This is a genomic window from Streptomyces sp. NPDC096079 (genome assembly GCF_040303145.1).
Lineage (GTDB): Bacteria > Actinomycetota > Actinomycetes > Streptomycetales > Streptomycetaceae > Streptomyces.
Genome location: NZ_JBEOST010000004.1, coordinates 193,027 through 205,736, shown reverse-complemented (window position 1 = coordinate 205,736; position 12,710 = coordinate 193,027). Strand labels below are relative to the sequence as shown.

Below are 12,710 nucleotides of genomic sequence, written 5' to 3'. Positions count from 1 at the left end.
CGCAAGGGTGCCTCTCCAATAAGGGAGCTGGACAGAGGCTGTTTACCAGATCCCACGCGGCCTCCTTGGGGCCCCGAGCGTCACGAACTCACCACCATTTCTCTATGTCGGTCACAGCGCTCGCCGTCAACTGAGTCTGCTGCCGAACGGAGGGCCGACGGTCTCCGTTCGCCAGGCGACTGATGCTCTTCTCGACCTGTCTGCGCAAGGTCCCCGATCCCGTTGAATGGGAGCCATGAGCAACACCCTGGGATTCGGAAGGGACGATCTGCGCCGACTGGCTGGGGCCCGGTCGTTCGAGCGCGGCATCGGATACCTGTCCTGCGTGTCCGCCCTGGAGATCGGAGAGAGGACGATCACCGCAACAGTCGACGGCACCGACGTCTACGAGGTCGAGCTGACGGAGCACGAGGACGGCCTCACCGGATGCTGCGACTGCCCCTACGGGCAGGAAGTAACTTCTGCAAGCACTGCGTGGCAGTGGGCCTGGCCATCCTGCAGCAATCGGAGTCGGTACCGAAGCACCGTGCTGCCGCCGCATCCCGCGGCCGGCAGCTGAGCACCTGGCTGGAGACCCGCAGCCGGGTCGAACTCATGGCCCTGGTGAAGGAGCACATCTCGGCCGACCGCGACCTGCGCCATCGGCTGGAGCTCCGAGCGTCCGCCGCCAGCGGCGATCCCATGGCTCTACGGGAGCGCATCCTGGCTCTGCTCGACACACGGCCCTTCGCTCGGTACGGCTACGTCGAGTACGCGGACGCCCGCGCCTACGGACTCCAGGCCGCGGAGGCGGTATCCGCTCTGCGCACGCTGACGGAGACCGGGAGGGCGACGGAGGCCGTGGAAGTGGCACGGGACGCAATCGAAGCCCTCGCCCGGGCGTACGGCGAGATCGACGACTCGGACGGCACCATCGGCGACGTGGCTAACGGACTGGCCGCAGCCCATCTGGAGGCCTGTCTGGTGTCCCACCCCGATCCGGAGCAGACCGCCGACTGGCTGGTGGATCACCACCTGAGTGACCTGAGGCACGCCACGGACATCCGCTTGTCCGATAACGCGGACGTCCTGAACGCTGCGGGCTTGGCACGAGCACACGATCGGGCCGCGGGGGTCCTGCGCGAGAACCCCAAGGACTGGGCCGCGAAAGACCTCATGGAACAACTCCTGCGCATGGAGCGCAGTGTGGACGCGCTGATCGCCCTCCACGCAGCGGACCTGGCCCCGTCGGGCGCCACTCAGCTGCTGATCGCCCAGGAGCTGGAACGGGCGGGCCGCCCGGCCGAAGCCCTGGAGTGGGCGGAGCGCCGCCTGCGTGAGGCCGACCCGGACCACGGCCCGGAGACCCGCCTCGTGGACTTCGCATGCGAACGCTACATCCGGGCCGGACGCCTGACCGATGTGGTGCGGATCCGCCGTGAGGTGCTGCTCTACCACCGATCCCTGGCCGCCTACCAGCACCTGCGTACGGCAGCCCGCGCAGCCAGCTGCTGGGACGAGACCGAGCGAACCCGGGCACTGGACGCGCTCCGCGCAGATACCCGGCCCCGCAAGAGCCTCGGACGCCCAGGCTCTGCCCTGATCGACGCCTTGCTGGATGACGGCGACCACGACGCGGCCTGGGATGCGGCCACCGAAGGCTACGCCGACGGCGGACAATGGCTCGCCCTCGCCGACCGCAGCCGCGAACACCGCCCCGCCGAGGCCCTTCGGCGCTAACCTCGACCTACCTCTCCGGGCTCCGGAGTGAGCGTCTTCACGCACCGGGAAAGGGCGCTGTTTCAGCCATCTGCCGAGCCGCCACAGAAGTACCTGATCCAGTGCGCCCCCCTTCCGGAATGCCGTAAGCAACCCTGAGCCCTCGGTCCAGATCGTGATTTTCGGCCTGGCTGCCTGATCACGCACTGTCCTAAGATGGCAAGAACGATCTCAGCGGCCCGCCGGGCTTCCGCTCCACCTCACGTGGAACCGAAGGACATGCCCCCACCCGCACGAGCTACTCCGTGCTGCCTGGGGGCGATTTCTTGCTGTTCCGTGAGTCCGCGGCGTCCTTGGCCAACCGCACCCGCCTCGAAGGCCGGCTAGCGGAACTCCTGAGCGAGAACTTCCTGCACAGGCACGGCCACAAGCCGCACGCTGCGGAGGTTCGCTCCTGGGAGCGGAGCATCCCCGCGCTCACCCACGCTCTGATCGAAGCAGGTCTCGGTGAGGTCGAGATGCTGCTGGAGTACGGGCTGCCGCTGACGAGCAAGCGCGCGGACGTGATACTGGCCGGCGTCCATCCGGTGTCCGGCGAGCCGTCGTACGTCATCGTGGAACTCAAGCAGTGGAGCGAGGCCCACCCGGTGGATGAAGATCCACTGCGGTGCAGTGTGCCCTCCTACCGCGAGCCCGTACTGAACCCCATCGAGCAGGTTCGCGGTTACTGCGACTACCTTGTCTCATTCAACGCGGCTCTCGAACAGAATCCCGACTCCGTCACTGGAGTGGCCTTCCTGCACAACGCGACCGAGTTCGGGGTCGCCGGGCTGCGTGAGGTCGAGGAGGACCGCCGCGGTCGCATGTTCACCGGCGATCAGCGTGGCGCGTTCCTCGACTACCTGCGTTCGAGGCTGGCCGCAAAGCCTGGCGCTGCCGCCGCCGACGACCTCTTGCAGGCCAGGGTCCGGCCGTCCAGGCAGCTGATGGCCGTGGCCGCCGACGAGGTCCGCGACCGGGAGCAGTTCGTACTGCTGGACGAGCAGCGGCTCGCCTACGAGACGGTGATGGCGGCGGTCCGCAAGGCCCGCCGCTCCAACCGCAAGCAGGTGATTGTCGTGACGGGCGGGCCCGGATCCGGCAAGAGCGTGATCGCCCTGTCCGTGCTCGGCGACCTGTACCGGCGCGGCGTGCCTGCCCTCCACGCCACCGGTTCGCAGTCGTTCACGAAGACCATGCGCAAGGTAGCGGGGGCCCGCAAGCCCGAGGTCCAGCGCCTGTTCCGCTACTTCAACAGCTTCATGGAGGCCGAGCCCAACGACATCGACGTGCTCGTCTGCGACGAGGCCCACCGGCTCCGCAAGACCTCCGCCAACCGCTACACCAAGGCCGCCCTGCGTACCGGACGTCCGCAGGTGGCAGAACTGATCGGCGCGGCCCGGGTGCCGGTGTTCCTCCTCGACCAGCACCAGGTGGTGCGTCCCGGCGAGATGGGTACCGTCGAACAGATCAGGCAGGCCGCGGCCGACCAGGAAGTGGATTTCACGCTGGTAGAGCTGGACAGCCAGTTCCGTTGCGGAGGCAGCGACGCCTACTTGCTTTGGGTGACCAGTCTCCTGGGCCTGGAGGGCGAGGGACCGATCGAGTGGGAGCCGGACGGCAAGGTGCAGTTGCTGACGGTGGACAGCCCACAGGAATTGGAGGACTTCCTCAGCGAGAAGCGTGCCCAGGGGTACGGCGCCCGGCTTTCCGCCGGCTACTGCTGGAAGTGGACCACTAAGATCACTCCGGCGATGACGAGGCTACCCACGGACGTGGTCATCGACGACTGGTCAAAGCCGTGGAACCTGTACGGGGACCGATCACTATTGGGCGCACCACCGGCTCCACTCTGGGCCACTGATCCCGCGGGCTTCGGCCAGGTCGGCTGTGTCTACACCGCCCAGGGCTTCGAGTACGACTGGTCGGGCGTGATCATGGGCCCGGACCTGGTCTGGCGGACAGACCGCTGGGTGGTCGACCGCACCGCCTCGAAGGACCCCTCCTTCACGAAGGCGACGCCTGACGAGGACATCGACCGCCTGATCCGCAACACGTACAAGGTGCTCCTGACCCGCGGCATGATCGGAACAGTCGTCTACTCGACGGACCGGGAGACCCGCATGAAACTCCGCTCACTGATTCCCTGAGCCACGGGCGCGGTCGACGGATAGCATGATCTCGCTGCGCACCTTCCCGGAGGGTACGAGGCTGTGGTTGATGTACGAGGCCGAACAGGCTGTGAATGAAGGATGGTTGTGCCCGTCGTGTGGCAACACACGACGTGAGCGTGGCCGACATCGAGCGCCTCGCCTACGTGATGAACGGGTTCGTCCCCGACGAGCAGTAACACCAGCCCCAGGCACCTGAACCCGTAGCACCGGTCGACCCGACAGCAGGCTGGCCTGGGAACCTCGCACAACACGAACGGCAGCCGGGATCATCCGCGGCTGCCGTTCGTGTCGGAGGCACCCGCCCAGGGCACCGATCAGCTGGTGGGTGTCGCCCGTAATGCGAGTGAGGCGGACGTGCGGGAAGGCATCTCCATCTGGTCCTTCAGGGCCTGTCTGCCCTGTCGGCGGCCAGGAAGCTCGCAGCCTCTTCGGCGCAGCCCCACGAGAGCGTGACGCCGGCGCCTCCGTGCCCGTAGTTGTGCACCACCACAGTGCCGTCCTCCGCCCACTCCGCCTCCACGCGCACCATGGCCCGGGTCGGCCGGGCGCCGAGCCGGTGCTCCAGGACACGGGCCTTGGCGAGACGGGGTTCGACCTCGACACAGCGAGCGAGGATTCCGACTGCCGCCTTCTCGTCGGGGGCAAGGCTGCCTTCGCCGTCGAGAGCGGTGCCGCCCAGGACGACGGTGTCGCCGTGGGGGTAGAAGCACAGCAGGTCTTGTGAGAGGCCGGTGTCCTCGGAGAAGAACTCGGTCAGCCCCGGGTTGGTGACGACGACGTGCTGGCCGCGGATGGGCCGTAGGTCATGGTCCGGGACCAGTTCCTGGGCTCCCAGGCCCGTGCAGTTGACGATCAAGGCAGCGGGGCCAGCGTCCGCAAGCGAGACCAGGCGCCGCCGCTCGACCGTTCCTCCAGCGGCGTCGAGCCGGCGCAGGAGGTAGGCGAGGTAGGTGGGCATGTCGATCAGCGGCACCGTGAACCGGTAGCCGGCCGAAAACCCGGCTGGCAGTTCGGCCGGCTCGCACGGCCGGAAGCCGGGCAGGGTGGTGGCCCACTCCGGTGGTGCCTCGGCCGTACGAGACGCCTCGATGCCGCTGGTGAGCCGGACACCCGTGGACGGGTCCTCCGCCAGCTTGCGGAAGATCTCCAGGGACCGCTGCCCCCACTGATCGACCTTGTCCTTCGGCTCGACCAGGTACGGCCCCCACACCGCCCCGGCCGCCAGCGAGGTGACGCCTGGCACCTGCTCGGCGATCACGTACACCAAGGCTCCGACCTCGGCCAGGACGACAGCGGTGGTGAGCCCTGCCACTCCAGCCCCGACAACGACAACGCGCACCTCGCGCTTCAAGGACGCGACGGAGCTCACGAGAGCAGAGCCTCATCGAGGTAGTTCTGCACCGGCCCGAACAACCCGTACGGCACGTACTGCGGGAGCTCGCCGTGCGTGGCCCAGGCCAGGCCGGCCACCTCATCAGCACTCGCCACGACCGCCTGGCCGCCGACGGGGCGGCATGCAATGTAGTGGATCTCCCGGCCTGTCATGGGGTGCACCCGTTGTCCCAGCACACTCTGGGGCACCACCAGGAGTCCGGTCTCTTCCTCGGTCTCACGTGCTGCGGCTTCCCCGGGAGTCTCCTCGGGTTCGATCTTCCCTGCCGGGAACTGCCATGAGAGCGTCCCTTCCGCCACACGTCGCCGCACGAGCAGGACTCGCTCGCCCCGCACGACGACGGCAGCGGCAACTGCTCTCTGGGCCTCGGTGGTCACAGAGATCCCCTACCGTCGCACCTGGATCAGCGCGTGCGTTCCACTCGTACGCCAGGCAGCCCCAGACCGTTCGAGCCCGTCCAGCACTTCCTGCTCCAAACCGACGATGACGTCGGACTTCAGGGTCCGGAGCGCTGCGACGGCCCCCGGGAAGTACGCGGTGAGATCGGCGAAGGACGCCTTGGCGTCCCACAGCCGGTCGCCCACCAGGCGCCGGTAGTTGAGGTCGCCCTTCAAGATGGTGAGCGTGGCGCTCTCGAACTCGCCGCGGAGGTCCTCGGGCATGTCCTCGTACGGCAGCGGAGCGCAGAAGAACGGGTGGGTGCGGACCTCCAGGCCCCCTGCCGCCATCGCCTTCCACAGCCGGCCTCCGATCGCACTGGCTTCGCCGGGTGCCTCGGTGAGGCGGCGGAGGCAGTCGACGACGTCGGCCGTCATCGCGTCGGAGACGTAGTAGGGGTATGGCTTGAGGTGCAGCACGACCTGTTCGGCATGCCGCTGTTTGAGGAGGTGATCGATGAGGATCAGGTCCGGAATCAGCTCTCGTCCTGCGTTGTCCGCCACAACAGCAACGGTCGAGGAACCCCCGACGGGCAGCAGCTGCCAAAGCAGGGCGCTGTCGTCGGCCACCAGCGCGGAGGCAGCGGCGTCACCGGCCGCCGGCTCCCCCGCCGAGACGCGGAAGCCGAGGTCCGCCCGGTTGCCCCAGAGCGACGCGTGGAGCAGGGCAGCAGCCCGCTCGTCCGCCGGAACGCTCGCGAGCGCGTCCAGGGCCCGTAGTTCCTCCTCCACGGCCTCACCGCGCAGCTCGGCCCGCTTGAACGGCGCGAACGGATCGACTCCCTGCCACGGCCCGGTGCCGAAGTAGCCGACCGCGCCGAGGAGCCTGCGGTAGAAGTAGCTCTCCGCCCACAGGAACGGGGCGTCGTACCAGGAGCGCCCGAAGTGCTCCTGCCCCCAGTCCGCCCAGCGCTCACGGTCGTGCTCTCCAGGGGCGAGCGGCTCGATGACGCCATTGGTGATCCCGTCCAGCAGGGCGTCGAGGGCCTCGTGCTGCCGGCGGCCATACGGGAAGGCGTCTCGTACCTGCTGGATGAGGGCAGGGTGGCGCTTGGCCAGCACGCCCCAGGAGAACGAGCCGGGCTCGTTGCTCAGGATGACCGGCGCTCCAGCCGCATCGCCCGAGTCGTGGGAGGTCTTCTCTGTCATCGTGTCCAAAGCCCTTCGCATGTCGCTCACGTGTCCATGATCCCCAGGGCCACGACGCCAGCCGCGCTCCCGACCAGCACCTCACCCGTCGCCGGCTCGAAGGCCGCGCAGTGCAGTGAGGCGTCCACTCGGACCTCGGCGATCTGCCGCTGCTCGTCGAGCGACCACACGCGCACCGTCCCGTCCGCCGCAGCTGACACGAGGCGGTCCTCGTCGCGCATGAAGCCCAGCATGAGGATGCGGCCCGTGTGACCGGAGAGGTGGGAGGTAAACCGGTCCGTCCCCAGATGTCGTACCGCGATGTCTCCGGTTCCCGACCCGACCGCCACGCGGTCGCCCGGACCGTCCACGGTGACGGCACGGGCCCACCCGCTGGGGCTGCTGAACCGGCTCCTGAAATCCCCTGTAGGCGCGTGCCACACGCGCACCGAGCCGTCACCACCGCAGGCAACCAGGACGTCTCCGCTGTCGTCGAACGAGAGCGACCGCAGCCGACCGGCGTGCACGTCCTGAGTCCACAACAGCGTCCCCGTGGGGAGATCCCAGCACCGGATGTGTCCGTCACCCGTGCTCGCAGCGATACGAGGCGTCGAACGGGCCATCGCCACAGCCCACGTTCGCGGAGTGTCCTGGTTCAGGGTGAGCGACCAGGCCGGGTCAGGCAGTGACCAGACCCTGACCGCCCCGTCGCCGCAAGCCGCGGCGACGTGCTCCTCGCCGCAGGCCAGGGACCAGACGCGTCCATGGGCGGCGGGCAGCCGCCGGCCGACCGCCGCCGTCGCTGTGTCGACGACGGCGACGCCGCCGTCCCCGTCACCGACCACAGCGGTACGTCCGCCGGCCGCGAACTGCGTGGACCACACGGTGTTCGAGCCACCGACCAGGGTCCTGAGCCTGCCCTTTCCCACGGCCCAGACACGGACAGCGCCGTCCTCGCACCCGGCGACCACGGTGCCGTCACCCGTTCTGGCGAGTGAGCGCACCCAGTCGACGCCCCGCGGGAGCTGCGTTTCACCTACGGGCGTCTCCGCCGAGAACGCCTGGATCCTCGGCTCCTCGGTCGCGGCGACGAGGACGTCGTCATGCGGGGACAAGGCGACGGCGCGCACGCGCGCCTTGAGGCTGGTGATCCGGCGGACGAGCGCGAGTTTTCCGTCGGCCGTGTCCCACAAAGCTGCGGAACGGTCACCAGACCCCGAGGCCAAGAGGGAGGAGCCGGGGGCGAAGGACACGGAACGGACCCAATCCTGGTGTTCCGCACGTTCGTCGAGGAGGCGGCCGGTGCGCAGGTCGAAGAGCCGGACGAACTCGTCCTCTCCGGCCACGGCCACGAGCGAGTCGGAGTCCCCGCCGATCGCCACGGACCAGACGGGGGTGCCGGCGGCCCGCATCGTACGCAGGAGCACCAGCCGCTCCAGGTCCCACGCGCATACGGCTCCGTCCTCGGCACCGGAGACGAGGACCGGGTCGGCTGAGGAGAAGGCGAGGCTGCGGATGCGGCGGTTGTGCCCGGGCAGCACCCCGACGGGTTCGCCGGTGTCCGTGCGCCACAGGCGGATCGCTCCGTCGTCCCCCGCTGAGGCGAGAACCATCCCGTCCCCAGAGAGCGCAGTTGCGAACACCCATCCGGTATGGGCTTCGTGGGCTCGGAGGAGCCTGCCCGTGTTCAGGTTCCACAGCCTGACCACCCCGTCCTCGCCGCCTGATGCCACGAGGTCGCGGACGGCGGAAACGCTTACGACCGCACCGATGTGGCCGCGCTCCGTCACCGCCTCGGAGCTCACCTCAGGGGGCGGCAACAGCCACCGCGGGGCGAGCACCGTTCCCTCCCCCGCAGCGCCTTCCAAGGTTCGGGGGGCCTCGGGTGTGGATGCCCGCCGCAGCACGATCGAGAGGGTCGAGGCGATGTCGGCCGGGCTCTCCAGCCCGTTCAGCAGATACCCGGCACCGGTCAGGGCCCGGGCGGTGGCCCACACCTGGTGCTGCGGGTGGCCGGCATCGTGGCGCTCGGGCATGGCGTCGAGCACGGCGGCGTCCGCGGTCAACGACTGGTGCCCGACCAGCGCGACCTTGCGCATGACGTACGTCGGCGAGGCCAGCAGGCTGACGAGCTCGGCGTCGAGGCTCGCCTCACGCAGGTGGTAGGGGAGGTGACGCCACAGGTATCCCTCGCTATCAGCGAGCGTTTCCCAGGCACCGTCCGTGCTCTGCCGGTACGCCTCGATCAGGGACCGGTGAAGGGTCGCCCACTGGTCGCCGATCAGATGGCGCAGATAGGACCGGAACACGTCGTGCAGCACGATGGCGTTCCGGTCGGCGAGGTAGGCGCCGATCAGGGACCGGTCGGACAGCACCCGGCAGAACTGGCGCACCACGTGAGGGGCCCACCCGTTCGCGGTGCCCCACCAGTGGGTGAGGACCGACATGGGGATCGGCACCGATGGAGGAAACACCGCCAGGGACAGGTACCGGTCTCGCAGGTCTGTGCGGCCGGCGATCGAGACGCTCTCCGCGAGACTGCGGAGGCTGGATTCGAGCGCCTGCCCGATGGCGTTCTTGCGCTGGTCGGAGTCCCAGACGTCGAAAGCCTGCGGGCCGTACGCGCGGATCGCCGCGTTCGTCTCCGTGACGGCGCGATCGGCCGGGGCGCCGAAACCGACCTCCTGAGAGACGTTCGCGCCGACGATCGACGCGAGGAGCGGCCAGCCCCCGCACACGCCTGCGAGGCGCGCGGCCTCGGCATCGCCGAGGGCACCGACGTTGCGGACGAGCAGCTCGCGGATCTCCCCCGGGGCCATGGGCCCCAGGCGCACGACTCGGGCGGAGCTGGGGCAGACGCGCACGTTCCGCGTGGTCACGAGCCGTACACAGTCCTCGCCGCCGAGCAGGAAGGGGCCGAGGTCAGTGGCGGACCAGACGTTGTCGACGACGAGGAGCGCACGTCGTCCCTGGAGCAGGCGGGCGAGGTGGAAGCCGGCTTGTTCCGGATCGGCAAGCGATGGACGGTTGCCGTCGAGGTGGACGCACAGGTCGGAGATCAGCTCGACGACCCTGGCGGCCGTGCATCCCTCGCCGGTCTCCACCCAGAGGATCTCCGAGAAGGAGTCCCGTACACGCGGGTCGTGGCACACCTGCGTGGCCAGCGTCGTCTTTCCGAACCCGCCGGGGCCGCACAGAGCGACCGTGGCGACGGTGTCGTCCTGCGCCGCCTCACGGAGTACGGAGACGAGTCCTTCGAGATCTTCGGACCTGTGCACCAAGCCGGGCTCCGGAACGGGTATGGGGCGGTATTCGTCCGGCGCCGGCGCGACCTCGGGCGTCGGAGCACCGACGGAGTCCCAGAAGCGCTGCCGCACCTCCCCGTCGCTCCGTTCCAACGCCGTGTCGAGTAACGCCTGGGAGTCCGGTGCGACGACGATCTCCTCGCCCCGGGCCTCCCAGTTGGACACCGTCCGGTCGCTGACGCCGAGGTAGGACGCGAAGCCACGCACGCTCCGCCGCGTCGCGAGCCGCAGAGCACGCGCCTCCCGTCCGGTCCAGCGCTGCACCGTGGCCACCTGAGCTCCTTCGACCGACACCGACGACGGTAACAGGGTAGGGCGGCCTGACCAGCGGCGTAGGGCCTTCGCTGCGACGGGAGTTCAGCACGGATGCAGCACCCGGGCCATTCCGGCCAGGTCCGACCGAGGCACACCCGTCGCCCCGGACAGCGGCGGCGCTGCACCGCGGGTGCGACACCACGACAGCCCGCTGACCAGCGCCGCTCGGCAGTCTTCTCGGCACGGAGCACCACGGCTCCGTGGGCAGTCGAGAGGGGTGGTCACAGCGTGACCGGAACGGAAGAACGACAGGGTGATCCGGGCGACTGGTCCGGAGGGCAGATCGCCTACTACAGGGCGCGAGCCGATGAGTACGACGCCACGTACGGCACCCGCATGGACATGCCGCGGCTCGCGAAGGCCCTGGACTCGCTGCCGATCGGCGGTGACGTCCTGGAGATCGCCTGCGGCACGGGCCAGTGGACCCGGCTGCTCTCGGACCGGGCCCGCAGCCTGACCGCGCTCGACGCGGCGCCGGAGATGCTCAGCCGGGCCCGCGACCGTATGCGAGGAACCGAGACCCGCTTCATCGAAGCCAACGTCTTCGGCTGGGAGCCGGACCGCCAGTACGACACGGTGTTCTTCGCGTTCTGGCTCAGCCACGTGCCGCCGGTGGAGATGGAAGCGTTCTGGAACCTGCTCAGGTGGGCACTGGTGCCCGGCGGTCGCGTGGTGTTCCTCGACGACTCGCCGGCGAAGGCGGAGATCGAGGACCGGGTGGAAGCGGCGCCCGTGCCGACGGTCCATCGCACCCTCTCCGACGGCTCCCGTCACATGGCCGTGAAGGTGCTCCGAGACTCCACCGAGCTCACCTCCCAGCTGAGCGGTCTGAGTTGGGACGCCCGCGTCGAGGCGATCGACCCGTTCCACCTCGCCGGCGTGGCCCGCGCCAAGGAGGGCTCGTGACCCCCGTCAACGGCTACGCGGCCCGGCCCAGCGTCCGGGCCGGCGAGGTGGTGCGCCTGCACATCTCCGTCACCGCGCCCCGCTTCCACGTCGACTTCTACCGCTGGGGAGCCGAACCGCAGCACGCGGGGCACGTCGAGTGGCCCGGCCGTGCCGCGTCTCCTGGACGTTTCGACACGGACTGGCAGTGGCCCGCATACGAGTTCCTCGTGCCCCCGGAGTGGCGGTCCGGTGTCTACGTCGCGGTGCTGAGCACGGAGCGCGGTTCCGGCATACCGCCGTTGGACGCCCGCGAGGCACGCATCCTCCTGGTCGTCACCCCCTCCGCGCCCTCCGGCCGCAGGATCCTGTACAAGATCCCGACCTTCACCTACCAGGCGTACAACACGGCGGGCGGCGGCAGCCTCTACAGCGCCGCCCAGGTCACGACGCGCCGTCCCGGGGGTGGTGTCGGCGGGCCCGTGAAGGGCCTGCCGGACGCGTACGACCCGTCATCGCCCCGGCAGACGTTCGCCCACTGGGACGCCCCCTTCATCGCCTGGATGGAGCGGAACCGGATCGAGGCCGACTACTGCACCGACCTGGACCTCCACGAGGGACTGTTCCTGCGCGACGGATACCGCCTCCTGGTCGCCGCCGGTCACGACGAGTACTGGAGCACCGACCTCCGACGCCACGTGACCGCCTTCCGGGACGCCGGCGGCCACATCGCCAACTTCGGGGCCAACACCTGCTGGTGGCGCGTCGGCGTCACCCCGGACGGGACGAGGCTGTCCTGCGACAAGTTCCCGCCCGGAGCGCCCGCCGGCACCGATCCGGACAGCTCGTACGGGTGCCCGGACCACTGGTGGGAGTCGGAGCCGGAGAACACCCTCCTGGGCGTGAGCTACCGCAACGGCGGGGGCCACTGGGAAGGCACCCGCGCTTCCCAGGGCTTCGTCGTCACCGACGCCGGCCACTGGGCCTTCGCCGGCACGGAGCTCAGGACCGGAGACTGTCTGGGACGCGGAGGGGCACTGATCGGCTACGAGTGCGACGGCGCGGCGTTCGAGTACGACGCCGTCGGCCGACCGCGCCCCACCGGCCAGGACGGGACGCCGAAGGACTTCGAGATCCTGGGCATCGCCGAGCTCCCCCCGGACTGGAACTTCGCCGCCCGGGAGCCGATGCCCGGCCCCCGGGCCGCCACGCTCGGCGTCTTCACCGCCGGCGGCACGGTCTTCACGGCCGCCACCACCGACTGGGCGCGCCTCCTGGCGACCGACCCCCAGGTCGCCGCAGTCACCCGCAACGTCATCACCCGGCTCTCCTGACC

9 protein-coding genes are annotated in these 12,710 nt (G+C 69.6%); 5 read left to right on the top strand and 4 right to left on the bottom strand.

Features of this window, described 5'->3' with window-relative positions:
* Nucleotides 1-235: 235 nt before the first annotated feature.
* From ABTY59_RS11330 to ABTY59_RS11320, 3 genes are all read left to right on the top strand, one after another.
* Complete coding sequence (locus ABTY59_RS11330; RefSeq protein ID WP_352018659.1) at nt 236-559, top strand: SWIM zinc finger family protein; 324 nt, start codon at nt 236-238, stop codon at nt 557-559.
* A 35-nt stretch (nt 560-594) separates the two neighbouring features.
* Nucleotides 595-1,719 carry a hypothetical protein gene (locus tag ABTY59_RS11325; protein ID WP_352018658.1) on the top strand — a complete coding sequence of 375 codons (1,125 nt, stop codon included), beginning with the start codon at nt 595-597 and terminating at the stop codon, nt 1,717-1,719.
* A 305-nt stretch (nt 1,720-2,024) separates the two neighbouring features.
* The gene (locus ABTY59_RS11320) at nt 2,025-3,887 is read left to right on the top strand and encodes a DNA/RNA helicase domain-containing protein (RefSeq protein WP_352018657.1); all 1,863 of its coding nucleotides are present in this window, start codon (nt 2,025-2,027) and stop codon (nt 3,885-3,887) included.
* A gap of 406 nt (nt 3,888-4,293) precedes the next feature.
* Here the strand turns inward: ABTY59_RS11320 and ABTY59_RS11315 are convergent, their stop codons facing one another.
* From ABTY59_RS11315 to ABTY59_RS11300, 4 genes are read right to left on the bottom strand one after another with little or no spacing between them, the layout of a single operon-like run.
* Nucleotides 4,294-5,262, bottom strand: a complete 969-nt coding sequence (locus tag ABTY59_RS11315) for an FAD-dependent oxidoreductase (RefSeq protein ID WP_352018871.1) — start codon at nt 5,260-5,262, stop codon at nt 4,294-4,296.
* Nucleotides 5,263-5,276: 14 nt separating this feature from the next.
* On the bottom strand, nt 5,277-5,681 hold the full coding sequence (locus ABTY59_RS11310) for an NUDIX domain-containing protein (protein WP_229842904.1): 405 nt from the start codon (nt 5,679-5,681) through the stop codon (nt 5,277-5,279).
* A gap of 9 nt (nt 5,682-5,690) precedes the next feature.
* On the bottom strand, nt 5,691-6,890 hold the full coding sequence (locus ABTY59_RS11305; RefSeq protein WP_189804598.1) for a damage-control phosphatase ARMT1 family protein: 1,200 nt from the start codon (nt 6,888-6,890) through the stop codon (nt 5,691-5,693).
* Nucleotides 6,891-6,916: 26 nt separating this feature from the next.
* Nucleotides 6,917-10,447, bottom strand: coding sequence for an NB-ARC domain-containing protein (locus ABTY59_RS11300; RefSeq protein ID WP_352018656.1), 3,531 nt, complete (start codon nt 10,445-10,447; stop codon nt 6,917-6,919).
* 270 nt (nt 10,448-10,717) lie between these two features.
* On the opposite strand from ABTY59_RS11300, the gene ABTY59_RS11295 reads away from it, so the two are divergent.
* Nucleotides 10,718-11,395 (top strand): class I SAM-dependent methyltransferase, encoded by a 678-nt coding sequence (locus ABTY59_RS11295; RefSeq protein WP_352018655.1) that lies wholly within the window; start codon nt 10,718-10,720, stop codon nt 11,393-11,395.
* Complete coding sequence (locus tag ABTY59_RS11290) at nt 11,392-12,708, top strand: N,N-dimethylformamidase beta subunit family domain-containing protein (RefSeq protein ID WP_352018654.1); 1,317 nt, start codon at nt 11,392-11,394, stop codon at nt 12,706-12,708. The genes ABTY59_RS11295 and ABTY59_RS11290 overlap by 4 nt, the downstream gene beginning before the upstream one ends.
* Nucleotides 12,709-12,710: the final 2 nt, after the last annotated feature.

Excerpts from the sequence above, each read along its gene's own strand:
- ABTY59_RS11325 (WP_352018658.1), top strand. The coding sequence starts at position 595 with ATGGCCCTGGTGAAGGAGCACATCTCGGCCGACCGCGACCTGCGCCAT.
- ABTY59_RS11305 (WP_189804598.1), bottom strand. The coding sequence starts at position 6,890 with ATGACAGAGAAGACCTCCCACGACTCGGGCGATGCGGCTGGAGCGCCG.
- ABTY59_RS11330 (WP_352018659.1), top strand. The coding sequence starts at position 236 with ATGAGCAACACCCTGGGATTCGGAAGGGACGATCTGCGCCGACTGGCT.